The sequence below is a fragment of the Janthinobacterium sp. GW821-FHT03A03 genome (assembly GCF_059421435.1).
Map to the genome: position 1 here is coordinate 1 of NZ_JBWKUZ010000020.1, position 25,787 is coordinate 25,787.

17 protein-coding genes, 3 tRNA genes and 1 pseudogene are annotated in these 25,787 nt (G+C 63.5%); 4 read left to right on the plus strand and 17 right to left on the minus strand.

Going from position 1 to position 25,787, the window contains the following annotated elements; genetic code table 11:
• From AC07VI_RS24390 to AC07VI_RS24425, 8 genes and pseudogenes are all read right to left on the minus strand, one after another.
• Nucleotides 1-74: pseudogene (locus tag AC07VI_RS24390) on the minus strand (GTP-binding protein); the annotation flags it as partial.
• A gap of 88 nt (nucleotides 75-162) precedes the next feature.
• Nucleotides 163-237, minus strand: a tRNA-Thr gene (locus tag AC07VI_RS24395).
• A 43-nt stretch (nucleotides 238-280) separates the two neighbouring features.
• Nucleotides 281-354, minus strand: a tRNA-Gly gene (locus tag AC07VI_RS24400).
• A 60-nt stretch (nucleotides 355-414) separates the two neighbouring features.
• A tRNA-Tyr gene (locus tag AC07VI_RS24405) sits at nucleotides 415-499 on the minus strand.
• Nucleotides 500-722: 223 nt separating this feature from the next.
• Entirely contained in the window at nucleotides 723-2,366 is a 1,644-nt protein-coding gene (locus AC07VI_RS24410; protein WP_099374895.1) for a tetratricopeptide repeat-containing response regulator, read from the minus strand.
• Nucleotides 2,367-2,500: 134 nt separating this feature from the next.
• On the minus strand, nucleotides 2,501-4,096 hold the full coding sequence (locus AC07VI_RS24415; RefSeq protein WP_086147085.1) for a DUF3369 domain-containing protein: 1,596 nt from the start codon (nucleotides 4,094-4,096) through the stop codon (nucleotides 2,501-2,503).
• A gap of 65 nt (nucleotides 4,097-4,161) precedes the next feature.
• A complete protein-coding gene (locus AC07VI_RS24420) occupies nucleotides 4,162-5,247 on the minus strand; it encodes a J domain-containing protein (RefSeq protein ID WP_492992227.1) in 1,086 nt (361 codons plus the stop codon).
• Between the two features lie 139 nt (nucleotides 5,248-5,386).
• On the minus strand, nucleotides 5,387-6,538 hold the full coding sequence (locus AC07VI_RS24425; RefSeq protein WP_099420336.1) for a class I SAM-dependent methyltransferase: 1,152 nt from the start codon (nucleotides 6,536-6,538) through the stop codon (nucleotides 5,387-5,389).
• Nucleotides 6,539-6,612: 74 nt separating this feature from the next.
• Between AC07VI_RS24425 and AC07VI_RS24430 the strand changes: the two genes are divergently transcribed.
• The 4 genes from AC07VI_RS24430 (at nucleotide 6,613) to pepF (ending at nucleotide 10,866) form a co-directional block, all read left to right on the plus strand.
• Nucleotides 6,613-7,401 carry an SDR family oxidoreductase gene (locus AC07VI_RS24430; RefSeq protein WP_492992225.1) on the plus strand — a complete coding sequence of 263 codons (789 nt, stop codon included), beginning with the start codon at nucleotides 6,613-6,615 and terminating at the stop codon, nucleotides 7,399-7,401.
• Nucleotides 7,402-7,454: 53 nt separating this feature from the next.
• Entirely contained in the window at nucleotides 7,455-7,853 is a 399-nt protein-coding gene (locus AC07VI_RS24435; RefSeq protein ID WP_046682033.1) for a dihydroneopterin aldolase, read from the plus strand.
• Nucleotides 7,854-7,888: 35 nt separating this feature from the next.
• Nucleotides 7,889-8,821 (plus strand): tRNA 2-thiocytidine(32) synthetase TtcA, encoded by a 933-nt coding sequence (ttcA, locus tag AC07VI_RS24440; protein ID WP_492996242.1) that lies wholly within the window; start codon nucleotides 7,889-7,891, stop codon nucleotides 8,819-8,821.
• Nucleotides 8,822-8,988: 167 nt separating this feature from the next.
• On the plus strand, nucleotides 8,989-10,866 hold the full coding sequence (gene pepF, locus AC07VI_RS24445) for an oligoendopeptidase F (protein WP_492992223.1): 1,878 nt from the start codon (nucleotides 8,989-8,991) through the stop codon (nucleotides 10,864-10,866).
• 55 nt (nucleotides 10,867-10,921) lie between these two features.
• Here the strand turns inward: pepF and kefC are convergent, their stop codons facing one another.
• From kefC to AC07VI_RS24490, 9 genes are all read right to left on the minus strand, one after another.
• Complete coding sequence (kefC, locus tag AC07VI_RS24450; protein ID WP_099374890.1) at nucleotides 10,922-12,748, minus strand: glutathione-regulated potassium-efflux system protein KefC; 1,827 nt, start codon at nucleotides 12,746-12,748, stop codon at nucleotides 10,922-10,924.
• Nucleotides 12,749-12,832: 84 nt separating this feature from the next.
• Nucleotides 12,833-13,408, minus strand: coding sequence for an SRPBCC family protein (locus AC07VI_RS24455; protein ID WP_099420340.1), 576 nt, complete (start codon nucleotides 13,406-13,408; stop codon nucleotides 12,833-12,835).
• Nucleotides 13,405-13,980 carry a dual specificity protein phosphatase family protein gene (locus AC07VI_RS24460; protein ID WP_492992220.1) on the minus strand — a complete coding sequence of 192 codons (576 nt, stop codon included), beginning with the start codon at nucleotides 13,978-13,980 and terminating at the stop codon, nucleotides 13,405-13,407. The genes AC07VI_RS24455 and AC07VI_RS24460 overlap by 4 nt, the downstream gene beginning before the upstream one ends.
• On the minus strand, nucleotides 13,977-14,459 hold the full coding sequence (locus AC07VI_RS24465; RefSeq protein WP_492992218.1) for a hypothetical protein: 483 nt from the start codon (nucleotides 14,457-14,459) through the stop codon (nucleotides 13,977-13,979). The genes AC07VI_RS24460 and AC07VI_RS24465 overlap by 4 nt, the downstream gene beginning before the upstream one ends.
• Nucleotides 14,456-15,619, minus strand: coding sequence for an MGDG synthase family glycosyltransferase (locus AC07VI_RS24470; protein WP_172404823.1), 1,164 nt, complete (start codon nucleotides 15,617-15,619; stop codon nucleotides 14,456-14,458). Before AC07VI_RS24470 ends, AC07VI_RS24465 begins: the two co-directional genes overlap by 4 nt.
• 97 nt (nucleotides 15,620-15,716) lie before the next feature.
• Entirely contained in the window at nucleotides 15,717-17,492 is a 1,776-nt protein-coding gene (locus AC07VI_RS24475) for a M14 family metallopeptidase (protein WP_492992216.1), read from the minus strand.
• Nucleotides 17,493-17,616: 124 nt separating this feature from the next.
• Entirely contained in the window at nucleotides 17,617-20,340 is a 2,724-nt protein-coding gene (locus tag AC07VI_RS24480; protein WP_492992214.1) for a TonB-dependent receptor plug domain-containing protein, read from the minus strand.
• Nucleotides 20,341-20,502: 162 nt separating this feature from the next.
• On the minus strand, nucleotides 20,503-21,996 hold the full coding sequence (locus AC07VI_RS24485) for a S41 family peptidase (RefSeq protein ID WP_099420341.1): 1,494 nt from the start codon (nucleotides 21,994-21,996) through the stop codon (nucleotides 20,503-20,505).
• A 126-nt stretch (nucleotides 21,997-22,122) separates the two neighbouring features.
• A complete protein-coding gene (locus tag AC07VI_RS24490) occupies nucleotides 22,123-25,716 on the minus strand; it encodes an indolepyruvate ferredoxin oxidoreductase family protein (protein WP_086147072.1) in 3,594 nt (1,197 codons plus the stop codon).
• Nucleotides 25,717-25,787 lie beyond the last annotated feature (71 nt).

Genomic DNA, 25,787 nt, shown 5'->3' on the forward strand with positions numbered 1-25,787 from the left:
TTACCGTGGTCGACGTGGCCGATGGTGCCGACGTTAACGTGCGGCTTGGTCCGTTCGAATTTACCTTTTGCCATTTTGAACTCCTAATGATTTGATTAGATTGCTCAGGCACACGCCCGACGGTCTGGTTTGAATTGCTTCTGTGCTGCCTACTGCGAATTCTGGTGCCCTTGACGTGGATCGAACACGTGGCCTCTCCCTTACCAAGGGAGTGCTCTACCACTGAGCTACAAGGGCTGTAATTTGTTGCATGCGATGCATCAAGCATCTGAACGGAAACTGGAGCGGGTGAAGGGAATCGAACCCTCGTCGTAAGCTTGGAAGGCTTCTGCTCTACCATTGAGCTACACCCGCGAGGTATCGTTCACTTTATCTTCACTTACTTGCTACTACCCAGTTTTCCTTGCAAAAACTTGGTGGAGGGGGCTGGATTCGAACCAGCGTACTCATAGAGAACAGATTTACAGTCTGTCGCCTTTAACCACTCGGCCACCCCTCCGCGGGAACCGCAGAGTATGAAGCATCTACTCACAACTGTCAACCTTATTTACTGATGCCTGACTGCTGCATTTGCTTATAAAGAAGAAGTTGGCTGCTTCGGGGCGTGATTATAAGCTCCCGATTTGAGAATGTGCAAGGGTTGGCGCGAAAAAGTCGCTCTTTTTCGCATTTTTTTTATCCCTCCTGCCTGCAAACCGCATTTTCCCGTCATGCACCCTTCATTAAGCCTCGGACGGATGCATCCAGGAGCTGCCGTGAGGCTTATATTTGCGCAGTAACTGCTGGTGCAAGCCTGCAAGCACGGGCAATTTGGGGTTGCGCGGGTCCAGGCGGCGCACGCCGGCAATAAAAATCAGCGCCTGCTGCCCCATGCGCTCGTCCCAGCCTTCATGCTCGATGCATTTCAATACGGCCACGGCCGCATTGAACACCACTTGCGGATTGTCGGGCAGGCGCGTGACGGCCTCGTCCATTAACTCGACGGCGCCGCGGAAGTCGCCTTCGCCCGCCCTGGCCGCGCCGGCCGCCACCATGTCGGCCACCTCCTGGCGGCTTTGCCGCGCCAGCGCCTTGGCCAGCTCATCGCGCCCCGCCTGTTCGAATACGGCCATGGCACGCGTCATGGCGGCGCTGTCGGGCGCATTGCGCATGACCTCGCGCATCACCTCGGCGGCGCCGTCTTCGCGTCCATGCGCCAGACAATGGCGCGCCAGCTCCGTTTTCAAGGCATTCGAGCCGCCGGGAGCGTGGCGGTTGGCCAGCAGGGCCGCATCGAGCGCCTGCTGCAAGCGCTCGGCATTGCCCGTATGCGCATGCAGCATGGCACTACACACCGCGCTGCACAGTTCCACATTCTTTTGCCCGCCCATCGACTTGTCCAGGTCGCGGATCACGGCGCCCACCTGCAGCGGATCGCCCTTGCGCACCAGGGTCTGCACGAGGCGCACATGGTCTTCCGGATCGCGGAACTCGGAATACTTGGCTTTGCTTACCACCAGTTTCAGGGCTTTTTCCGCCATCTCGATATCGTCGGCCGCCAGGGCCGCCTCGCCCAGCCGGCGCAGCCGGCGCACGGCATGCGGCGACAGGGCCACCGCTTCGCTCAGGGCTGCCTGGGCCAGTTGCGGCTTGCCTTGCGCCAGGTGCGTGCGCGCCAGCCAGTCATAGGCGTCGAGAAAGCGCTTGTTGTTTTCCAGCAAGCCTTCCAGCATGCCCTGCGCCGCCTCATACTCGCCCAGCAGAAACTGCGTCTTGGCCTGGCCCAGGCGCGCCCAGCCGATGGCCTTGGCCTCGTACAGTGCCGCATAGATCGGCTCGGCGTCGGCCGCTTCGCCCAGCAGCAGATGCAGTTCCGCGCGCAGGCGCATGAAATCGGTCGCATAGCGCGGGTACAGGCTGGCTCCCTCGGTACAGGCGGCAATCGCCGCGCGCTCATTGCCCACGTCGATCAGTTCATATACGGGCACGAAGGCGTTGCGCTTGTCCAGCGCGCGGCCTATGCGCTCAAGCATGCTGTCAGCCGTAAAAGGTTTCAGGATGTAATCGGTGGGCAGCAGCTCGACGGCGCTGACCACCTTGGCAAAACTGCCCTCGCCCGTGACCATGAAGAACATGGTAGAGGCATGCATCAGCTTGTGATGGCGCAAGTCTTCCAGCATCTGCTGGCCATCCTGCCCCCCTTCGAGGTCGTATTCGCACAGGATCAGGTCATACGATTTACTGCCCAGCATGCGGATCGCCTGGCCGGAGCTGGCCGCATCGTCGATCTTTGCCAGGCCGCACAGGTTGAGCATATTGTGCAGACTCGAGCGCATGCCCGGATGCGGCTCAATGATCAGTGCGCTAAGGCCCTTGAGTTCTTTCATGTCGTGATGTCCGAAAACTCAGCGGCGCACCACACTGGTGCATGGCGCCAGCCTGCATGAGGCTGCCGAGTATATGCCGGCGGCGCGCCCAAGGGAATGGCGCAACGCCGGAAACTGGCAACGAAGCCGATAACTCAAGCGACAGCGCGCTCCGGATGCCACAGTTGCGGCTCGTGGTCGATCAGGTCGAGCAGCGCCGCCACCACTTCCGGGTCGAACTGGCTGCCGCTGCGCTGTTCGATATATTCGCGCACTTGCGGATACGGCCAGGGTTCCTTGTACGGCCGTTCATGCAGCAAGGCATCGAACACATCAACGACGGCAACGATGCGCGCGGAAATCGGGATGTCGCGCCCCTTCAGGCCGTTCGGATAGCCGGCGCCATCAAAATGCTCGTGGTGGCCGCCGGCGATCTGCGCGCCGTACGTCAGGTAGCTGACGCCATCGACCATGTTGGCGGCCCGCTCGAGAATGGTGCGGCCCACGCTGGCGTGCAGCTGCATCTGCGTGCGCTCCTCGTCCGTATGCCGGCCCGGCTTGAGCAGCACGGCGTCCGGCGTGGCCACCTTGCCCACGTCGTGCAGGATGCTCGCCAGGCCGATCATGTCGAGCAGCTGCGGCGTCAGCTCGTCCGGGTACACGCCGCGCTGCTGCATGCGGCGGGCGATGGCGTCCGACAATTGCTGCACGCGCCGCACATGGCCGCCCGTGTCGCTGTCGCGGAACTCGGCCAGGTCGGCCAGGGCCACCACGGTGGCTTCCTGCGCCTTGCGCAGCTGGCCGAACATATACAGGTTATCGAAGGCGGCGGCGATGCGCTGGCAAAACACTTCCAGCAAGTCGCGCTGGATCTGCGCCAGCGGCCACGGCGGCGTGACGGAAATGGCCAGCTCGCGATTGCCCTCCGTATGGATGAACAGCACATTGGCCGGATGCTCGAACTGGCTGCGCTTTTCCGCGAAGGCCTTGTCGATGGTGGGCGTGAGCGCGTGGTTGACCGGCATGGCTTCCGACTCCGCCAGCATGGCGTAGGTGCCCGTGGCGGCAACCACCTCGGGCCGTCCGGCGCCGCCCTGCATCAGGCATAGTACGCCGTCGGCACCCACGTCGAGAATGGCGCTGACCTGGTTCAGCACGCCAGAGGCGAATTCACGCAGCGAGTGGATCTGGTACAGATTGGTGGCGCCGGCGAGGATCTTGCCCAGGCCGATGCGGCTGCGCTCGAGCATCATCAGGCTCTCGTAGGCGCGCAGGGCCGAAATGACGGTGGTAAACAGCTTCTGTGTCGTCAGTTCCGTCTTGGCCTTGTAATCATTGATATCGTATTCGATGATGACGCGCTGCTCGGGCGCCTGGCCCGGCTGGCCCGTGCGCAGCACGACGCGCACGATGGAGTTGTTCAGGTCGGCGCGAATGCGCTTGGCCAGGATCAGACCCGCATCATCCGTTTCCATCACCACATCGAGCAGCACCAGCGCGATATCGGGCGTGTCGCGCAGGATGTCATACGCTTCGCGGCCGCTGTAGGCGGAGAACAGCTCCAGTTCACGGCCCTTGAAACTGACATTGCGCAGCGCCAGCCGCGTTACCGCATGCACGTCGACGTCATCATCGACAATCAGGACGCGCCACAGGCGCTGGTCAGGGGCGGCCAGTCCGGCAGGACTCGCCACCGGCTCATCCTCGTCAAGCAGCCAATTGTCATCGGCATCGGCTTTGAGGTCGGTCATGGATGCTGCTCCTAAAGGATAGATTCGAGATGAAAGCCGTTTGACGCATATCAAGCATAATCAGATTAGATGCCGCTTACAACAGGATTCTGCGCACTCCCTTCGGCCGAGGCCGGACCGGGGGCGTGCGCCGGTGCGCTGCTGCGCGTCTTGCCGTCGCAACTGTCCTGGCCGGGTCCGACAGCCTGGTAACGCACTTCATACTTGCCAGCGCTGAGCTGCTCCACCGTCAGCCTGTCGTTCGCCAGGATAAACAGGTAGCGCACATTCGAGCGCCGCTCCGTGTCATACAGTTTGACGAACACGGGCGACGCATTGCCGCTGTTGTCGATGGTCAAAGCCAGCTCATCGCCCTTGTTACTGATCGGAAACCCGTCGACATAACCGGACTGCGCCGGCCACGGCTCGCCGTTCGGCGCCACCAGTCCCGCAGACTCGGCCTGGCCAGTGCCGTCGCAGACAGGCCGGCTGGGCTTCAGGTTGAGCTGGGAAACGGCCTGCACGCGGATCTCGGGCGCCTTGGGCTGCGCCGGTTCGGCCGCATACGGCTTGCCCACTGCCCAGCTATCGATGGCCACCGTCTCGTTCTTTGCCGGTGGCGTGGCGGTCGCGCCCGGCCCCGCCGTCTCCGCGGACGGCTTGGCGCCATCGTGGGCCAGGCCGCTCCAGGCCGACGCCAGCGCGGTCGGCATGGGCTGCGAGGTATCGAGCATCAGCAAGGCGCCCAGCCAGCCCAGCAGCAGGCAAACAAGCAGACTCAGCCACCAGCGCCAGTTGCGCCAGATCGGTAGTGCGCCGCGCTGTGCCTTGCCCGCCGTCGGCGGCACATCCTTCGCCCACGCATGCTCATGCTGATGCCCATGCTGCCTGCCATCCTTGGATTTGCCTTCTTCGTGGTGGGTGCTTTCCAGCCATTCGATTTCCCATTCCTCGGCGGCGATCCACTCATCGTGCTCGCGGCGCCGCTGGGGGTCGGACAGGGTGCCGTAGGCGCTATTCAGGATGGCCATGATGCGGGCCGCCTTTTCGTCACCGGGATTCTTGTCTGGATGATATTTCTGGCTGAGGGCCTTGTACGCGGCACGTATGACTTCCTGCGGCGCCAGGCGCGCCACTTTCAGGTTGTCATAGTGTGTATGTATCTTTCCCATCGTTCTATCTTGAAATCGGTGCGCGGCGACGGGTTCTTGCAGGATGGAACCGTGCTGTGTCGGTCATCATATACGATATGACAAGATAATAACCACCGGCGGACAGGAAATTGCAGGGCGTTAACGCCCTGCCTTGATATTACAAGCGGTGGCTGCGGTCACCTGACAACAGGGTTTCCGGCAACTCCACGCCTTGCCCCACCACCAATACCTTGAACAACTCTCCCATCTCGGCTGGCGACAGCAGTTTCTGCACGGCGCTCGCCTGCGGCAGATATGCCCTGGCCTGCGCGGGATCCGTGCGTAGCAACAAGTCGCCGATGCCGGCGCCCAGCAGGAAGGAGGCCTGGTTCATGTAGGCGAGCACGTCGAGCCCCGCATCCTGCGCCGCCACGGCCATTGCCGTAAAATCCACGTGCGCGGTAATATCCTGCAAACCGGGCAAATAAAATGGCTCCGCATGGGCATGGTGGCGGTAATGGCACATCAGGGTGCCCGTGGCGCGCTGGCCCAGGTAATACTCGTGACCGGGGAAACCGTAGTCGAGCAGCACGGCCGCGCCGCCCTTGCCGGCGGTCAGCATGCGTGCCAGCGAACGCATGAAGCCGCAGGCGACGCCGTGGATCTCGCTGACATAGCCGACTGGCAAGTCATCCGCATCCGGCACCTGGGCGGCGATCTGCGCCGCGACATCCTCGCCCGCGGGGCGCTCGACGAAGATAAACTGGCCGTCGGCAATGCTGACGTCAAGCTCGCACCAGCCGCCGGGCGTCTTGCTGATCAGGTTGACGGGCATGGCGTCCAGCACTTCATTGCCGAACACGGCGCCTTCGAAACTGTCGGGGAAGCCGTCGAGCCACACCACCTGCGGGAAGGCGGCCAGCGCCCGCTCCTGGCGCGCGCGCAATTCGCCGGACAGTTCGACGATCGCATACTGTTCCACATGAATGCCGGCATTCGCTGCTTCCGTCAGGATATCAACGGCCAGCTTGCCCGTGCCGGCGCCGAATTCGAGGATGCGCGGGGCCGTTTGCGCCATAATAGCGGCTGCCACATGGGCCAGGGTGGCGCCGAACAGGGGCGAAATCTCCGGTGCGGTTGTAAAATCGCCATCTTTGCCCAGCTTGGCGGCGCCGCCGCTGTAATAGCCGAGGTCAGGCGCATACAGCGCCAGCTCCATGAAGCGGACAAAGGGAATGGCGCCGTCATTGCGCGCGATTTCGGCGGCAATCTGGTGCTGCAAGGCATGGGACGCGGCCAGCGCGTCGCTATCGGGTGCGGGAAGAGACATATCCGCATTGTAGCGAATCGGCGGCGCATGCCGCCAGTGCGGCGTCCACCGAATATCTCAACCATAGCAAAGACATGACAGACGCAACGACAACGCCATTCGACAGCACACCCCGCGTCGCCCTCGTCACGGGCGCGGCGCGCCGCATCGGCCGCGCCATCGCGCTGGGCCTGGCGCGTGACGGCTGGGATATCGCCGTCCATTACCGCGACTCGCGCGAGGACGCCATCAGCCTGGTGGCGAAAATCACGGCGCTGGGCCGTCGCGCGCAAGCGTTTCCCTGCGACCTGGCGCAGGAAGACGCCGTGCGCCAGCTGCTGCCGCAGGCGCAGGCGGCGCTGGGACCCGTCACTTGTGTAGTGAACAACGCATCGTTGTTTGAATACGACAATGCGGGCAATTTTTCCGTCGCGGCGCTGGACGCCCACATGCACGCCAACCTGGCCGCCCCCATCCTGCTGGCGCAGGCCCTGTACCAGGCCACCCCGAGCGGCGGGCAAGCCGTGGTCATCAACTTGCTGGACCAAAAACTGTACAATCTCAATCCTGATTTTTTGTCGTACACCCTGTCCAAGGCGGCGCTGCTGTCGGCGACCACCATGCTGGCCCAGGCGCTGGCGCCGAAAGTGCGCGTGGTGGGCATTGCCCCCGGCATCACCATGGTCTCCGGCGAGCAGACGGAAGCGAACTTTGCCAAGGCGCATGAAAACACGCCGCTGGGACGCTCCAGCACGCCTGAGGACGTGGCCGACAGCGTCTGTTACGTGGCCGGCGCGCGTGCGCTGACGGGCACGACCCTGCTGGTCGACGGCGGCCAGCACTTGATCGGATTGCCGCGCGACGTCATGTTTTTGACCAAATAATCAGCAGCCCTGCCAAACAACCAGCATTCCAGCATTCCCTAAAAGGTAAAACTATGTCGTCCGCCCTGTCCCACCCCCGCCTGGCCGATTGCCGCCGGCTGTTCCTGCGCAATTACGAAGTCCTCATCAACATCGGCGTCTACGACTTCGAAAAAAAAGGCGAGCAACGCGTCCTCATCAACGTCGACCTGTACATTCCCCTGGCCCTGTCGACGCCGAAGGATGACCAGCTGGAAGAAGTGGTCGACTACGACTTCATGCGCGAAACCATCGCCAAACGCATGGCCCAAGGCCATGTGCAGCTGCAGGAAAGCCTGGTCGACGACGTGCTCGCCGCCATGCTGGCCCACCCGCGCGTGCGCGCCGCGCGCGTGTCGAGCATGAAGCCGGATGTGTATCCCGACTGCGAAGGCGTGGGCGTGGAAGTATTCAAGATCAAGGATGAAGCATGAACAACATGAGCAATAACGCCGTGCTGGAAACGACGATGACGGCCGTGGCATTCCCGGCCAACGCGGAAGCGCAGAAACTGGCGCGCAAGAAGGCGGAAAAGATCGCCCTGGAAAACAACAAGCTGCACAAGCGCCTGTGCCGCCTGGTGGGCCAAGCCATCGGCGACTTCAATATGATCGAAGACGGCGACAAGGTGATGGTGTGCCTGTCGGGCGGCAAGGATAGCTATGCGCTGCTGGACATTTTGATAACCTTGCGCGAACGCGCGCCGATTCATTTTGATATCGTTGCCGTCAACCTGGACCAGAAGCAGCCGAATTTCCCGCCGGAAATCCTGCCCGCCTACCTGACGGAACTGGGCGTGGCTTTCCACATCGAAAACCAGGATACCTACAGCATCGTCAAGCGGCTGATTCCGGAAGGCAAGACGACTTGCTCGCTGTGCTCGCGCCTGCGCCGCGGCATCCTGTACCGCGTGGCCGACGAGCTGGGCGCCAACAAGATCGCCCTGGGCCACCACCGCGATGATATTTTGGAAACTTTTTTCCTGAATATGTTCTTCGGCGGAAAACTAAAAGGCATGCCGGCCAAGCTGCAGTCAGACGACGGCAAGCACATCGTCATCCGCCCGATGGCGTATGTGAAGGAAGAAGACACGCAGCGCTATGCGGAAGTCAAGGGCTTCCCCATCATTCCGTGCGACCTGTGCGGCTCGCAGGAAAACCTGCAGCGCAAGCAGATCAAGGGATTGATGCGCGAATGGGACAAGAAATTCCCGGGCCGCGTGGAAAGCATCTTCTCGTCGCTGTCGAACGTGGCCCCATCGCATTTGATGGACCCGAAACTGTTCGGCTTCAAGGATTTGAAGGCGGACGGCGTGGCCAACCCCATGGGCGACATCGCCTTTGACGAAGAGCCATGCTCGACGCCAACCACCTTCGGCACCATCCCGCTGCAACCGCTGTAAACCTCATGTTGTTTCGCCGCCACCGTCCTGGTGGCGGCATCCGCCCTCTTTCCCCCTGCGTCCATTTGAGGTACCGTAGTCAGCTCTGCCGGTACGCGATGTGTCACGCGCGCATTCCTGCCCGGCGGCCAGCACGCATTCTTCCGACAACCTCACTGGAATGAACCATGACGCCATCCGCGCTCAAGCGCCCCCTGCTGTTCTCCCTGCTGGCCCTCGGGCTCGCCACCGCCACTGCCGCACCTGCGCCCACGGACCGCCAGGCCGACCGCTGGGATCTGACGGCGCTGTATCAAAACGATGCCGCGTTCGACGCCGACGCGAAACGGCTGTCGGCCCAGCTGCAGCAGCTGGCTGGCTGCAAGGGGCAGTTGAAAGCCTCGCCGGCCCGCCTGAAAAGCTGCCTGGACCTGTACGCCGATGCGCGCAAGCGCGTCAATACGCTCACCACCTATGCGGCGCAGTACTACGACCAGGATACGGGCGACAGCAAGGGCAACCAGCTGAACCAGCGCGCCGCCCTGCTGGGCAACGACTTCACCCAGGCCACCACCTTTTTGCAGCCGGAGATCCTCGCCCTGGGCGCCAAGCGCATCGATGCCATGCTGGCGAAAGACAAGGGCTTGCAGCTGTACCGTTTTCAACTGAGCAACATGCTGCGCAGCGCGCCGCATACGCTGGACGCGGCCGGTGAACAGCTGGTGGCGCAGTTCGGCCTGGCGACAGGGTCGGCCGCCAGCGTCTACCGCACCCTGGCCAATGCGGAAATCCCGTGGCCGACCATCAAACTATCGGACGGCAAGGAGGTGCGCCTCGACCAGGCGGCCTACACCAAATACCGGGGCGACGACAACCGCGCCGACCGCAAGCGGGTGTTCGATGCCTTCTTCGGCAAGTGGAAAGAATACGAACGCACGTTCGGCGAAACCCTGTACGGCCAGCTGAAAACGGACGCCGCCAACGCGAAGGTGCGCCATTACGCCGATTCGCAAAGCGCCGCGCTCGACGCCGACAACTTGCCGCCGGCCGTCTACCAGACCCTGATTGCGCAAACCAATGCCAACCTGCCCACCTTGCACCGCTACTTCAAGCTGCGCGCGCGCATGCTGGGCGTCAAGGACCTGGCCTATTACGACGTGTATGCGCCGCTGCTGAAAAGCGAGCGTAGCTTCCCGCTGGCCGAAGGCAAGCAGATGATGCTCGCTTCCGCCGCGCCGCTGGGCTCCGACTACGTCAAGGCGCTGACCGCCGCCGTGGATGCGCGCTGGATGGATGTGTATCCACGCCCACGCAAGGTGGCCGGCGCCTACATGAATGGCGACGCGTACGACGTGCACCCTTACGTGCTGCTCAATTACACGGACAATTACGAAGCCGTCAGCACCCTGACGCACGAATGGGGCCACGCCATGCACTCGGTGCTGGCCAACCAGGCGCAACCGTCGATCTATGCGCCGTACAGCATCTTTGTCGCGGAAATCGCCTCGACCACGAACGAGGCGCTGCTGCTTGACGCGCGCCTGAAACAGGCAAAGGATGACGACGAGCGCCTGCTGTACCTGGGCGCGGCGCTGGAAAACCTGCGCGGCACGTTCTTCCGCCAATCCATGTTCGCCGAATTCGAGGCAGCCATCCACGGCAAGGTGGACAAGGGAGAATCGTTGACGGGCGAAGAGATCACGGCCATCTACGCCGGCATCCTCAAGCGCTACCATGGCGAAGCGCAGGGCATCATGAGCATCGATCCCGCCTACGCGCTGGAATGGGCGTATGTGCCGCACTTCTACCACGGCTTCTACGTGTTCCAGTACGCCACCTCGATCGCGGCGGCGCAGGATTTCGCGCAGCGCATCCTCGACAAGGAACCGGGCGCGCTGGCCGCCTACCTGAAGATGCTCGGCGCGGGTGGCTCGGCCTACCCGTATGATCTGGTGAAGGCGGCCGGCGTCGACCTGGCCTCGCCGAAACCGTACCAGGCGCTGGTGGCGCGCATGAACGGCATCATGGACCAGATCGAGGCAATCGAAGCGAAGCGGGGGAAGTAAGCCCAAAGCAAAGGCTGGGGGCAGCCCCCCACGCACGTTAGCGCAAGCCTCTGCGTTAGCGGTGCCGAGGGTCTGCACCCGATTCTGCAACGTTTTCGGCCGCAAACGCCGCCGCATCGCTCTCGAACATGTCTTCCAGCTCCTCGCGCGCCTGGCGCGTGAGCGACATGACTTTTTGCTGGTCCTGGAAGTGCGGCGCCACTTCCAGCAAAGTCTTGAGGTTATGCCGGCCGAAGATGCCGGCCGCGCGCTGCGCCCGTTCCGCGCTGAAGCCCACCTGCCGCAAGGTCTGCTCGCCCAGCAGCAGCGCCGCGGCAAACGTCTCGCGCTCGATCAGGGTCACGCCCCGCTTCATCAGTTCATAGTAATGCGTGACGTTGCGCGCGCGCGCCAGGATCGTCAGCTCGGGCAGGCGCAGGCGCACGGCGTCGACCAGGGCCAGGCTGTCGTCCACATTGTCGATGGCGATCACCAGCGCCTTCGCTTTCTCGATGCCGGCCGCCACCAGCAGGTCCACGCGGGTGGCGTCGCCATAAAACACCTTGAAGCCGAACTTGCGCAGCAGCTCGATCTGGTCCGGGTCGTGGTCGAGCACCGTCACGCCGATCTTGTTGGCCGCCAGCAGGCGGCCGATGATCTGGCCGAAGCGGCCGAAGCCGGCAATGACGATGGGGTTGTCCTGCGCCTCGATATGGTCGTCGGGGCGGCGCTTCTTGTCACCCTGCAGGCGCGGCGCGACGAATTTGTCGTGCGCCAGCAGCAGCAAGGGCGTGGCCACCATCGACACGGTGACAACGACGACCAGCAGCGCGCCCGTCTGCGGCGAAAACACGTGCGCGGCCACGGCCGTGGCGAAGACGACGAAGGCGAACTCGCCGCCCTGCGACAGCAGCAGCGCAAAGAACAGCTGCTGGCCGCGGGGAATGTCGAAAAATTTCGACAGCAGGTAAAGCAAGGCGATTTTCACCGCCAGCAAGCCGGCCACCAGCGCCAGGATCAGCAGCGGCTGGGCGCGCAGCACGCCGAAATCGACGGACATGCCGACGGCGATGAAGAATAGCCCCAGCAGCAAGCCCTTGAACGGCTCCAGGTCGGAAATGAGCTCATGGCGGTATTCGGAGTCGGCCAGCAGCACGCCAGCCATGAAGGTGCCCAGCGCCATCGACAGCCCCACCGATTCCATCAGCACGCAGATGGCAATCACCAGCAGCAGGGCAAAGGCCGTGAAGATTTCGCGCAAGTCCGTCCTGGCGATGAAGCGCAGGATGGGGTTGACCAGGAAGCGCCCGCCGATCACCAGGGCAGCCAGCACGGCAGCCAGCTTGGCCACGCGCAGCCAGCCCGGTTCGCCGCCATGCGCGACCAGGCCACCGAGCAGCGGCACCAGCGCGATCATGGGAATGGCGGCGATATCCTGGAACAGCAAAATGGAAAAGCCGGCGGAACCGGCCGGCGTGCTCATTAATTTTCGTTCGCCCAGGGTGGCCAGCACGATGGCCGTTGACGACAGCGACAGCCCCAGCGCACCGACCAGCGCCGTGCGCCAGTCCACGCCGAAAGCCATCGCCACGGCGCACAAGCCCGCGCTGACGACGCCCACCTGCGCCCCGCCCCAGCCGAAGATGGGACGGCGCAGCAGCCACAATCGCCTGGGCTCCAGTTCCAGGCCGATCAAAAACAGCAGCAGCACCACGCCGAATTCGGAAAAGCTGAGGATCACCTCGACATTCTTGATCAGACCCAGGCCCCACGGCCCGATGACGACGCCGGCCACCAGGTAGCCCAGCACGGCGCCCATGCCCAGGCGCTTGGCCAGCGGTACCATGATGATGGCGGCCACCAGGTAAAACAGTATATTGATGAGGAAGCTGTGGTGTTCCATGCGGGTTCCGGACAGATGTGTGAATGAAACGACATCATGCCTGAAGTGGCGCGCCGGCGTGCAGTGGCGGCCCCGCTGCGCCGGCTATTTGCGCGCGGCCACCCGCGCCCGCAGCGCGTCGAACATTTTCGGGATGCTGTCACGGCTCATGCTGTCGACGATCCAGCCCAGGCCCATCGGTACCGGGCCCGGATCCGTGTACACCTGGTACTTGACGGCGGCAGCGCCCGCATCGAGCGGATCCGACCACAGCTGCCAGTAGCCGCTGGTGTCGGCGATGGTGTCCTCCACCTTCAGTCCCTCCATGGGCACCAGCTTCCAGGACAAGCTGCAGCTGGCGTCAAGCACCTTGGGCGTCATTCTCAGCCGGTATTGCTTGATTTTTCCCATCGGCAGCTTGAGCGTGACATCGACCAGCGAAGCGCCGCCGCCGGCAGCTGCCACCTTGATCTTGTCGACATTCGGCATGAACTGCGGATAGCCGGCGAAATCCTGGATGGCCGCGCAGACGGTGGCCACGCTGGCCGGCATGCTGGTCGTGGCGACAAAGGTCTTGCCGGGCATGCCAGCTTTGCTGACATCGCGCAAATCGAGCGCAGGCGTGGCCGCCAGGGTGGCCAGCGGATAACCGGCGGCCAGTGCGAACAGCCAGGTCTTCATGGTTTCTCCTGTTCGATCTGCGCGCGCAGCGCCGCCACGTCGACGCGCTTGAGGTAGCTTTCGATATTCTTCCACACGGCGTGATAGCCGTAACCGCCATTTTTCAGCTCGTCGATCGCCTTCTCGCGCGGCCAGCCCTGGTACAACATGCGGTACATGGCGGCCATCAGGCCCGTGCGGTCGGCGCCGTGCAGGCAGTGCAGCAGCACGGGGCCCTGCTGTTCGGCGGCGCGGATGCTGCGCATGGTCTCGATCACATGCTTGTCGCGGATGGCCCAGGTATTGATGGGAATGCGGACGGCGCGGATGCCGCTGCCATCGAGCACCTGCGTGTCGGAGTGGAAGGAACGCAGGCTGATCACCGTCTTCACGCCCAGCGTCTGCAGCTGGGCCACGTCGGCGCTGTCCAGCTTGGCGCTGCGGAACAGGACGGGGGTGACCTGGTGCAGGTTCGACACGTGCGGCAGCGGCCTCGCCCACTCGGCGTTGCGCTCGGGCGCCACGCGCGCCTGCGCGCCGGCGGAACCGGCCGCCAGGGTCAAAAACAACAGCAGGACAGGCGAAAAGGTCATGACTTCCTCTTGTATGAAAACCACAGCAGCACGCCGGCCAGCAGCAGCGATACCCAGTAGTCGGTCGGCGCCCACCACAGCCAGTGCTTGTGCCAGGCGATGTGGGCCGGATTGAAGTGCGCCACGCCATAGGCGGGATTGAGCACGAACCACAGATAGTCCTCGATGATCCAGAACAGCATGATGCAGCCGATGGCGCGGTATTCCAGGCGCAGCGACCACTGCGCCAGGAAGAGCATGGGGAAATGGAAGAACAGGGCAATGAAGGGAAAGACCCAGGCATGGTAGCCCGTCATCGGCCGCCCGCCCCAGAAGATATCGAGCAGCCAGTGGCTTTCGATGCGCCAGGTGGGCAGGTTCGCGGCCCAGCCGGCCGCGCCTTCGATCTGGATTTCCACCTGGGCGAAGAATAGTCCCAGCAGGGCCACCCAGGCCAGCGTCAGGGCGATCTGCCAGGGTTTGGCCACGGCGCCCGTCACGCCGGCTCCGGCGCCACGCTCTGCGCCAATACCTGCACCAGCACGTCGGCGGCGGCGCGCGGACGGCCCAGCGCCAGGGCTTTTTCGCGCATGGCTTGCAACTGCTCAGGATGATCGAGCAACAGGCGCACGCGGTATTCGAGGGTGACGGCATCGAATGCCTTCAGGGCCACGCCCTGCTCCAGCAGATAGTCGGCGTTGCGCTCTTCCTGCCCGGGAATCGGCGAATTGACGATCATGGGCAAGCCCAGGGCCAGGCATTCCGAGGTGGTCAGCCCGCCCGGCTTGGTGATCACCAGGTCGGCGCACGCCATCAGGCGCTCGACTTCGCTGGTAAAGCCTTGTGCCAGCAGGCGGCCCGGATAGCGGCCGGCCAGTGCTTGCAGCGCCGCCAGCGCGGCGGCGTTTTTCCCCGCCAGCACGATCAGCTGGAAGTCGCCATCCAGCGCCAGCAGGCGCGCGGCGATGGTATCGAGGCTGCCTAGTCCCGCCCCGCCGCCCATCAGCAGGATCGTCGTGCGCCGCGGGTCGAGGCCAAACGCCTGCGCGCACTGCGCGCGGTCGGGTGCCTGCGCAAAGGCGGGCATGATGGGGATGCCCGTCACGTGGATGCGTTCGGCAGGAATGCCTTCGTGGCGCATGCGGAACGCCACTTCGTCGGTAGCGGCAAAATAGCCCTGCATCTGCTCATGCACCCACATGCGGTGCAAGTCGAAATCGGTGACCTGCACCCACACGGGGCAAGCCAGCTGCCCCTGGCGCAGCGCGCGCGACAGCAGTTCCGCCGGCAGGAAATGCGTGCAGATGATCGCATCGGGCTGGAAGGCGGCGATCTGCGCCATCAGCGCGCGCGTGTTGAGGCGCTCGACGGCGCGGCGCAACCGCTGCATCGAGCTGTCGCGCGGCGCGTCGTGGGTGGCATGGTACAGATAGCCCCACAGCGCGGGCGCCTTGTTGACCAGCTTGATATAAAAATCCGTGTACAGCTTGCGGAATGCGGGCGTGACAAAATCCATCACGTCGAGATGGCTGGCCAGCGCCGCTGGGCCGGCGCCGTCATCGCGCGCCGCGTATGCCTCGATGGCTTGCGCTGCGCGCATATGGCCGGCGCCGGCCGAAACGCTCAGGATAAGAATTTTTTTCGGTGTTTGCTGCGGCATGCGCTGGTGCTCCACTGGAAGCCCTGATCGGGAAAACAGGCACAATACCATTTTCCGCGCCGCGCACATTGCAAATTAGCAAGGCGCGCGGCTTCCCTTACTTCAGCGCCGGCGCGACATCCGTGCGCAGCACCGGGTACAGATTCAGCCGCTCATCCCACGAGGCGTGGCGGCGGGCGAAGAATTCCAGGCGCGCGGCCGGATTCCTGGCAAACGCGGGATCGTCGGCCAGCTTCTGGTGGAACTGCGCCGCCAGCGCCGGATCGGCCGCCAGCTGCGCACGGGCCACATCTTCGGCCACGTATTCTTCCATGTATTCCTTGCGCTCGAAGGCCGTATTGAAACTGCCCCAGGCCAGCAGGGAATCGGGCGCGCGCGGCTCCAGCATCGCGACGACCAGGCGCGCCTTGGCCTGGTTGACGGGCACGTACAACGCACCTGCATCGACCGGACGCTCCTCTTGCTGCCACTCGCCCTGCACGGCCGCCGTCTGGCGGCCCTCGAACGACTGCGCGCCGAATTTCACCTGCGTGGCGCGGAAGGCTTCGACCGGCAGCTTGCCGGGCGCGGTGGCCAGCACCTGGTACGACACGCCATGCTGGCGCAGCTTGGCCGCCACCATCGGCGCCTGCGCGGCGGGCACCAGGTAGCCGGCCTTCGGCGCGGCCAGCTGCAGGTCGGGCACGATCTCGTCGCGCAGCGGCACGTTCCAGATCTGCGGCGTGGTTTCGTCGTAGCGCGTCATCAGCGCGCCCGACACCTCGGATGGCGTGCGCGTATAGGCGTAGCCGCGAAACGCGATCATGCGGCTCTTGTCCGTCGTTTTATAGGTAAGCGGCAAGGTGGCGCCGGCCAGCTGCGCGGCGCGCGCGTCCGCCTCGAGCGCCGTTTGCCGCCACTGCGCGCCATGCTGCGCCATTTGCGACAACAGCGAGACGATGGTGTTGCGCGTGATGCGCACGCGGGTCGGATAATCCTTCCACGAATGGGTTTCCACCAGCATGCCGAAGCGGTTGCGCAGCAGGAAATAGCCATGCGAGAAGCGCGGATTCGGCGTCGAATCGACAAAGCCCGATTGCGGATTGTCGTTCTCGGCAAACGAAATATAGAACGGCTTCGGGTCCGAGCCCTGCCTGGCCAGGTCGGTCAGGACATTATCGCGCAAAGCCGTGCCGGCCACGCGCAGGGCTGCGTCGCCCGCATGCACGGGTTCGACCTGAATCGAGATATCGGGTTCGAACTGCGCGCCATCGGTGACGTGCAGGTCGACATAAGCCAGCGGATCCCAGGCGTTGACCAGCGCCAGCATGTGCTGCATTTCGGGGGAATCGGCCTTCACATAGTCGCGGTTCAGATTGTAGTTTTGCGCCGTGCTGCGCCAGCCCATTTCCACGGGGCCGCGCTGGTTCGGGCGGTTCCACTGGCCAAAGCGCTCATGGCCATCGACATTGAAGACGGGGACGAACAGCAAGACCTGCTTGTCGAGCGCGCCGGGCGCCGCCTTGCCCTCCAATACTTCGCGCAGCGCCAGGAAGCCCGCATCCTTGCCATCGATCTCGCCCGCATGGATGCCGCCCTGCACCAGCAGCACGGGCAGCTTGCGCCGCGCCGCCTCGGCCGGCGTCAGGGCGCCCGTTTTGGAGACAGCCAGCGCCAGCATGGGGCGGTTTTCCGGCGTGCGGCCGAACTCCACGCAGCGCACCTGCTTCGGATAGCGCGACTGAAACTGGCGGCACAGGGCTTCCACTTCCGCATAGCGGCCCGTCTGCAGGAAAGCGGAGCGCTCGGCCACCGTCGTCAGGGCGGGCGCGGCATGCGCGCTGGCGGCAAAGACGGTGAACAGGGCGGCGGACAACAGGGCGTGACGTGGCATGGGCAAACTCCATCGAGAGTGGACAAGCGGGCAATTATAGAGGGGCGGTCGGCTAAAAACGCAGCGGAAAATAAAAAAGCCGGAACAGCGTTGGCTGTTCCGGCCGTGCTCCGGCAAGTTCGACTTATGAGCCGAAGTGGTAGTTGAATTCAACCCAGCCCTGGCGGCCTTGCGGGCTGTAGCTGCCCACCGGGTAGTACGGCCAGCCGCCGCTGTCGTCGCGCTTGATCTTGTCGAACACGTTGTTGACGATCAGCGAAACGGTGGCGCGGTCATTGATGCGATATACGGTGCTGATGTTGGCCAGCGCCGTCGGCGTCAGATAGGCCTTGCCGGCGGCGTTCGGGATCTTGCTGTAGCGGCTGACCAGCAAGGTGTTCGACCAGTCGCCAGCGCTCCAGTTAACGCTCAGGTTGAGCTTGTCGCGCCAGTCCGAATTGTTCAGCGATTTGAGCTCGTCGATCTCTTCGTCGCCGACGAATTGCTGCGATTTATTGCTCAGCACCTTGGCGTAATTGGCCTTGAAGGCGAAGCGGCCATAGTCCGTCGTGCGCAGCAAATACTTGACGCTGATGTCGATGCCGCTGCTGCTTTGTCTGGCCGCGTTGATCGGATTGACGGTGATGGTCTTGATCTCGCCGGCGCGGTTCAGCGCATTGGCGGCAAAGCGCTCGACGCGGTTCAGGGCATCGACGCAGGTCGGCGAGTTGATGTCGGTCTTGCCCAGGCGGCAATCGGCTTCATCGCGCAGTATCTTGTCGGAACTCAGGTTGGTAACCAGGTCGTCGATCTTGATATTCCAGTAATCGACCGAGACGTCGAAATTGGATGTCGGCGACCAGACGGCGCCCACGCCGAACGACTTACCCTTCTCCGACTGCAGATTCTTGCTGCCGTTCTGCACATAGTCGGCGCCCGGCGATTTGTTCGCGTAGTCGCAATTATCGATGGCCTGCCCGGCGGCGCCGCAACGGTAGTAGTCGGTGGTGCTCGAATAGTAACCGGTGCCGCGCGCCTTGTAGATATAGTTCATGTCCGGTGCGCGGAAGCTGGTGGCGTAGTTGGCGCGGAACAGCAGTTCAGGCGCGGGACGCAGTTCCAGGCCGCCGTTATAGGTGAACTTGCCGTCATGGCGGCCGGCAAAGCTGTAGCGGTCGTAGCGGCCGGCCAGGGTGCCGGTCAGCTTTTCATGCAGCGGCAGATTCAGTTCCGCCCCCAGCGCATAGCGGGTGCGCGTGCCGGCCGTGATGTCGGACCTGGTGGCGACGTTGAAGTAGCCTTCGTTCAGGCGCGCGTCGGGCACGTTGCTGAAGCCCTGCTTGCCCACTTCGGCGATGGTGGCGATCTTCGCCGCGCCAGCGGGCAGCTGGAACAGGTCGCCGTTGGTAGCCAGGCTCAGGGTATTCGTCCAGGCCTTGTCGTCGCTGTCGGAATTGCCCGTGATGCTGTCGAACTCGGCCGCCGTCACCCGGCGCGACAGGCGGGCCGGATCCGGCGCGTAGACCGGCACGCCGGCGGCATCGGTGCCCAGCTTCGGCCCCAGGAAGAAGCCGTCGATATTGGCCAGCGCGCGCGGCGTGTGGCTTTCGCTCTTGTACACCGAGGCGTTGTAATTGGCTTCGTATTGCCAGCTGCTGGTGCCCGGCACGCGGCCCTTGGCGCCCAGCGAGATGGCCGTGGCCAGGTCGTCCCATTTGCGGTTGTAGCGCTCCACGCCGCCCATTTCCTCTGGCGAGATATAGCGCGTCCACGCTTCGTAGCGATTGGTATTCTGGTTGCGGAAATAGCTGCTGCCCGTCGACGACGACGTCCACGTCGGGCCGCGCGTATTGTTCTCGGTCGAGTTCTTGCCGATCAGGAAGTCGGCGAACAAGGTCGTTTCCGGCGACAGCTCATAGTTGGCGCTGCCGAACACGTTCTGGCTGCGGTTCTTGGTCTGCGTGGTCCAGTATGTGGGGCCGACTTTCGGGCTGGCGCAATAGCTGCCGTTCTTCGCCTGGTACTTGACGGTGCTGCCGCCGAACAGGTCGCCGAACTGCGTGCAGGTGTCGCCCAGGTCCACGTAGGTGCCGGAAGTACCCGCCTTTACCACGCGGCGCGACGCGATATTCGTCGGCGTGCCCGAGCGGGTGGCCATGAAGTCGCGCTGCAGGCTCGACAGCGGATCGCGCTGGCTCAGCTCCACGCTGAACAAGGTATGCAGTTTGTCGAAATTGCCGCCGCCCGTCAGCTGCACGCGCTGGTTGCCGGCGCCGCCGCGCGTGGTGCCGCCCGCCTTGACGTTGATATCGAAACCTTCCGTCTGCTTCTTCAGGATGACGTTGACCACGCCGGCGATCGCGTCGGAACCATAGATGGCCGAGGCGCCGCCGTTGAGGATCTCGATGCGGTCGACTATGCTTGACGGGATATTCGCCAGGTTGGTGAAGTTGACGGCGCCTTCGTAAGCGACGGGGAAGTCGGCCAGGCGGCGGCCATTGAGCAGGATCAAGGTGTGATTCGGGCCGAGGCCGCGCAGGCTGATGGTATTGGCCGACGGCGTGAAGGTGTTGCCAAAGTCCTCGCCTTGCGTAAAGCCGCTGTTCTGTACCTGGTTGGTCAGCGCATCGAAGACGTTCTTGTACCCTTGCTTGGTGATTTCATCGCCCGTCAGGATGGTGACGGACGATGGTCCCTCCAGGCTGGCGCGGGGAATCCGCGAACCGGTGACCACGACGGCGGGCGGGGTGGCCGCCGACTGCAGATCCGCTGCGGGCGCTTGCGTCTGCGCGTGCGCCTGCCATGCGGAACCGCCCAGGACGGCCAGTACGGCTATGGTGAGCGGTGGTAACTTGAATTGTATAGGCATCTTTGCGCTTCTCAAGGTTAGGGAGAAGGTGAAAGATATCAAGATGCCAGTTATTACAGAACGAATCGATTCGTTCTTTCATATATCAAAATTGTTATATCGAAAGATTTATGAGCAGGAAACCGCCCCACCTTTGCCCAGGAAGGGGGGCAAAATCGGGCTTTACCGGTTCAACACAGCAATTTCCTTGTAGGCCGGGCGCAGCAGGCGCATGGCCGTGTCGGCCGGACTCTCCATCGAACCCGGCAGCCGGATCGCGCCCGTGGCCGGCGTGCAGTTGCCGCTGCTGCGGTAGCGCAGCGCCGCCGCCAGCATGCCTTCGGCAGGGTCACCCAGCGGGTGCTGGTAGTCGTCCTTCACGTCGCACGTCGGCGCCATGCCATCGGCAAAGTCGCCGAAGCCCTTGGCGTTGACGCCCTGGAACTGCACGGCAAAATACGTGGTGCCGCAATTCGGCGTGGGATAAAAACCATAGGGCTTGCCGCATGTGCTGCCGCCGATCAGGTTGACCTGCACGTCGACGCCACGCAAGCCGTTGATGATCGCTTCGCTGGCCGAACAGGTATTGCCCGTCGTCAGCAAGGTCACGCGCTTGAGGCCCAGCGTAGGCAAAGGCGTGCCCTTGGGCAGGGGATTCGGCCCGGCAAAGCCCTGGCTCTGCGCATGGAATGGCACGGGCGCTTGCGGCCTGGTCTTGTCATTGAAGAGCACCTGCTCGAACGTCTTGCCCGCAGTAGCCTGCGGACCGGCGATCATGTAGGCCAGTTCGCTGGCGACATCGAGGTAGCCGCCGCCGTTGTAGCGCACGTCGAGCACCAGGTCGCTGATGCCGGCCGCCTGGAACTGGCGCATCGCCTCGACCAGCTGGCGTTCCGCCACATTGTTGTGGGTGTTGAACGTCAGATAGCCCACCTTGCCCGTGGGCGTGTCGATGACGCGCTGGTTGAGCACGGCGCTGGTGTTGACTTCCACCGCCTGCAGGCTCGCGGAGACGGGCGAGCCATTGCGGCTGAACGCCAGCGTGTGCGTGCCTTGCGCTGCAGGGGACAGGCCGGCGTTAATGATCTTCACGCTGGCTGCGTCAGGGGCATTGATGAAATCGGCGCCATCGACGGTTTGCAGCTCATCGCCGCGGCGCAAGCCCGCCAGGTCGGCCGGCGAGCCTGGCTCGACAATGGTAACCACCGCCTTGCGCGGCGGCGTGGTGCGCGTCAGCGCCAGCAGCATGCCGTAGCCCAGTTCCACGCCATTGAGCGAGGCTTCCCATTCGGCCGTCGTATAGGTGAAATGGAACTGGTCCTTCGGCTTGCCGGACGCCGTCGTGGCCGTTGTTTTCAACACATCGAAATAGGAAATGGGCGTGGCAAAGTTCTGCGGCTGGTATGTGGCCGGTACTTCGCGGTACCACAGATACGTTTCATCGATCCAGCTGCGCACCCACGTCAGTTCATCGGGCAGGGTACCCGGCAGATCCACGCTGCTGCCCGTACGCGGCTTCTCGCAGCGGTTCGCCACCGTGGACGAGGCCACTAGCGCCGTCGGACCGGTCGACGTCACGGGAGGGGTAACAGGCGCACTCTCGCCGCCGCCTCCACCGCAAGCACTCAGCAACAAGACGAGAGGAACGGCCAGGGAGAAGAGACGCAGGGAATGCATGAGAAAACTTTCCGAAAAGAAATTATCGAAAAATTATAATGCGTTTTGCAGACGGGCGTTGTTTTCTTTGACACGAAAAAAAATGGCGCCCGCAGGCGCCATTGCTACAGCGAGGCGTTCACCCCATCACACGGTGGCCGCCACGGGTGCCGCCACGACGGGCGGCAACGGCGCCGGCGCATTGAAGGCGACCAGCAGACTTGCTTCCTTCTCTTTGGCCGCCTTCAAATGACGCTCCTTCACGTGGCCATAGCCGCGGATGTCTTCCGGAATGCTGGCGATCGCCACGGCTTGCGCCAGCTTGGCCGTCGTCAGCTTCGGCAGCAGGCCGGCCACCGTCGCGCGGTACTCAAGAATCAGCGCGCGCTCCATCTTGCGCTCGGCCGTATGGCCGAACACGTCGAATGCCGTGCCGCGCAAGCCTTTCATTTTGGCCAATACGCCAAATGCCTTGAGCATCCACGGGCCATATTCCTTCTTGATCAGGTGGCCCTGGGCATCCGTTTTCGCCATGATCGGCGGCGCCAGGTGGAACTTGAGCTTGATGTCGCCTTCGAACATGGCGGCGATCTTCGCCTGGAAGGCGCCGTCCGTGTACAGGCGCGCCACTTCGTACTCGTCCTTGTAGGCCATCAGCTTGTAGAAGTAGCGGGCCACGGCCTCCGTCAGGCGCAGGTGCGGGCCGTTCAGGGCGCTTTCGGCGGCGCGCACCTGGCCGACGAAGTCCAGGTACTGCTGCGCGTACGCGCGGTCCTGGTAAGCCGTCAGCAGGGCCACTCTTTTTTCGATGATGTCGTCGAGCGTGTCGATGCGCTTGAACTCCACCACCTTGGCTGGCGTCGTCATGCGCACCAGGCTGGCCGTGTCGTGGGCGCCGGCGCGGCCCCAGTTGAAGGCGGCCTTGTTGAACGCCACCGAGACGTTGTTCAGGTCGATGGCCTTCATGATGGACGCTTCGCTCAAGGGCACTTTGCCCTTTTGCCAGGCGTAACCGAGCATGAACATGTTCGTGGCAATCGAGTCGCCCATCAGCGCCGTGGCGATCTGGCCCGCGTCGATGAAGTCGACGTGGTCGCTGCCACAGGCCTTTTCGATTTCCATGCGCGCCGAAGCGCCGGGGAATTGCCAGTCCGGGTTCTTCACGAAGGCGGCCGTCGACGAGCTGGTCGAGTTGATCATGGCCCAGCTGCGCCCCTCTCCCATGCGCGACAGGGCGTCGCGGCTGGCCGTGACGATCAAATCGCAGCCGATCACCAGGTCAGCCGCACCGGTGCCGACGCGCGTCGAGTGGATATCTTCCTGGCGGTCCGCCAGGCGCACGTGCGACATCACGGGGCCGCCCTTCTGCGCCAGGCCGCTCATGTCCAGCACGGAACAACCCTTGCCTTCCACGTGCGCCGCCATGGCCAGGATCTGGCCGACGGTGACGACGCCCGTGCCGCCGATGCCGGTCACCAGGATGCCGAACGGCTCGGCCGTCGATGGAATGGCTGGCGTCGGCAAGGCCGGCACGGCCGGCGCGTCCTTGTCGGCGCTGGCAGCTTTTTTCGGCTTTTTCAGGCCGCCGCCTTCCACCGTCACGAAACTGGGGCAGAAACCCGTCGTGCACGAAAAATCCTTGTTGCAGGACGACTGGTTGATCTGGCGCTTGCGCCCCAGTTCCGTTTCCAGCGGTTCCACCGACAGGCAGTTCGATTGCACGGAGCAGTCGCCGCAGCCTTCGCAGACGGCTTCGTTGATGACGGCCCGCTTGGCCGGGTCCGGATATTCATTGCGTTTCCGGCGGCGGCGTTTTTCCGAGGCGCAGGTCTGGTCGTAGATCATGGCCGACACGCCGGGCATGTCGCGCAGTTCGCGCTGCACGTCCATCAGTTCCGAACGGTGGCGCACGGTGACGCCTTCGGCCCAGGCGTAATCGTCCGGATACTTTTCCGGTTCGTCGGTGACGACGATGATGGGACCGACGCCTTCGGCGGCGATCTGGCGCGAAATGATGGCCGGAGATAATGGCCCGTCGAATTCCTGGCCGCCCGTCATGGCCACCGCGTCGTTGAACAGAATCTTGTAGGTGATATTCACCTTGGCCGAGACGGCGGCGCGGATGGCCAGGATGCCCGAGTGGAAATACGTGCCGTCGCCGAGGTTGGTAAACACGTGCTTTTCATTCGTGAACGGCGCCTGCCCCACCCAGGTGACGCCTTCGGCGCCCATGTGGGTAAAGGTCGACGTTTCGCGGTCCATCCACAGGACCATGTAGTGGCAGCCGATGCCGGCCAGCGCGCGCGAGCCTTCCGGCACCTTGGTCGAGGTATTGTGCGGGCAGCCCGAGCAGAAGAACGGCGTGCGGTCCTTTTGCGGATCGGGTTTCACGCTGATGGCCTTGAGGACGTTTTCCTTCGCTTCCAGGTAGGCGATGCGCTCCTTCACGCGCTGCTCGACGGGGTGGCCCGCGTAATAGCGCGAGATGCGGCTGGCAATGGCCCGGGCGATCATCGCCGGGTTCAGTTCATACGTGGCCGGCAGCAGCCAGTCGCCGTGTCCGGTCCCCTTCTGGTTGCTCCACTCGCCCGTGTCGTCGAACTTGCCGACCACGCGCGGACGCTCGCCATCCTTCAGGTTGTACAGCTCTTCCTTCAGCGCGTATTCGAGGATTTGCCGCTTTTCTTCCACCACGAGGATTTCGTCGAGGCCCTTGGCAAATTCATGCACGCCGTCCGCTTCCAGCGGCCAGGTCATGCCGATCTTGTACAGGCGGATGCCGATGTCGGACGCCGTCTGCTCGTCGATGCCGAGATCGGCCAGCGCCTGGCGCGTGTCCAGGTAGGATTTGCCGGCCGTGATGATGCCGATGCGCGCCTTCGGGCTGTCCCAGATGATTTTATTGAGCTTGTTGGCGCGCGCATACGCCAGTGCCGCATACCATTTGTAGCTGTTCATGCGGACTTCTTGTTCCAGCACCGTGTCGGGCCAGCGGATGTTCAAGCCGCCGGCCGGCATCTCGAAGTCCGTCGGCAGGGTGATCTGCACGCGGTCCGGGTCGAAATCGACGGCGGCGCCCGACTCGATGATGTCGGTCACGCATTTCATCGACACCCACAAGCCCGTGTAGCGGCTCATGGCCCAGGCGTGCAAGCCGTAGTCGATGTATTCCTGCACCGACGACGGGTACAGCACGGGGATGCCGCAGGCGTTCAGGATATGGTCGGACTGGTGCGCCGTGGACGACGATTTGGCCGCGTGGTCGTCGCCGGCCAGCACCAGCACGCCGCCGTGCTTGGCGGAACCGGCGTTATTGGCGTGCTTGAAGACGTCGCCGCAGCGGTCGACGCCGGGGCCCTTGCCGTACCACATGCCGAACACGCCGTCGTACTTCGCGTCTTCGAACAGATTCGTTTGCTGCGTGCCCCAGACGGCCGTGGCGGCCAGGTCTTCGTTCAGGCCAGGGTGGAATTTGACGTGGTGTTCATCGAGGTATTTCTTGGCCTTGATCGCCGTCATGTCGACGGACGTCACAGGCGAACCGCGGTAGCCGGTGATGTAGCCGGCCGTGTTCAGGCCAGCCTTCAAATCGCGCTCGCGCTGCAACATGGGCAGGCGGATCAGCGCCTGCGTGCCCGTCATGAAGGCGCGGCCACGCTCGAGCGTGTATTTGTCGTTCAGGGAAATTTCGGACGCGTGCGCGCCCGGCTCAAGACTCGAGCCCTTGATTGGTGCATTCATTACTTGTCTCCATTATTCTCTGTGCTACGCGTGCAAAGTCGGTTGAACTCACACGTACCGGCCGCGCTTTG

Coding starts and splice junctions, on each gene's coding strand:
- AC07VI_RS24410 (WP_099374895.1), bottom strand. CDS start 2,366: ATGAAAGAACTCAAGGGCCTTAGCGCACTGATCATTGAGCCGCATCCG.
- AC07VI_RS24415 (WP_086147085.1), bottom strand. CDS start 4,096: ATGACCGACCTCAAAGCCGATGCCGATGACAATTGGCTGCTTGACGAG.
- AC07VI_RS24420 (WP_492992227.1), bottom strand. CDS start 5,247: ATGGGAAAGATACATACACACTATGACAACCTGAAAGTGGCGCGCCTG.
- AC07VI_RS24425 (WP_099420336.1), bottom strand. CDS start 6,538: ATGTCTCTTCCCGCACCCGATAGCGACGCGCTGGCCGCGTCCCATGCC.
- AC07VI_RS24430 (WP_492992225.1), top strand. CDS start 6,613: ATGACAGACGCAACGACAACGCCATTCGACAGCACACCCCGCGTCGCC.
- AC07VI_RS24435 (WP_046682033.1), top strand. CDS start 7,455: ATGTCGTCCGCCCTGTCCCACCCCCGCCTGGCCGATTGCCGCCGGCTG.
- ttcA (WP_492996242.1), top strand. CDS start 7,889: ATGACGGCCGTGGCATTCCCGGCCAACGCGGAAGCGCAGAAACTGGCG.
- pepF (WP_492992223.1), top strand. CDS start 8,989: ATGACGCCATCCGCGCTCAAGCGCCCCCTGCTGTTCTCCCTGCTGGCC.
- kefC (WP_099374890.1), bottom strand. CDS start 12,748: ATGGAACACCACAGCTTCCTCATCAATATACTGTTTTACCTGGTGGCC.
- AC07VI_RS24455 (WP_099420340.1), bottom strand. CDS start 13,408: ATGAAGACCTGGCTGTTCGCACTGGCCGCCGGTTATCCGCTGGCCACC.
- AC07VI_RS24460 (WP_492992220.1), bottom strand. CDS start 13,980: ATGACCTTTTCGCCTGTCCTGCTGTTGTTTTTGACCCTGGCGGCCGGT.
- AC07VI_RS24470 (WP_172404823.1), bottom strand. CDS start 15,619: ATGCCGCAGCAAACACCGAAAAAAATTCTTATCCTGAGCGTTTCGGCC.
- AC07VI_RS24475 (WP_492992216.1), bottom strand. CDS start 17,492: ATGCCACGTCACGCCCTGTTGTCCGCCGCCCTGTTCACCGTCTTTGCC.
- AC07VI_RS24480 (WP_492992214.1), bottom strand. CDS start 20,340: ATGCCTATACAATTCAAGTTACCACCGCTCACCATAGCCGTACTGGCC.
- AC07VI_RS24485 (WP_099420341.1), bottom strand. CDS start 21,996: ATGCATTCCCTGCGTCTCTTCTCCCTGGCCGTTCCTCTCGTCTTGTTG.
- AC07VI_RS24490 (WP_086147072.1), bottom strand. CDS start 25,716: ATGAATGCACCAATCAAGGGCTCGAGTCTTGAGCCGGGCGCGCACGCG.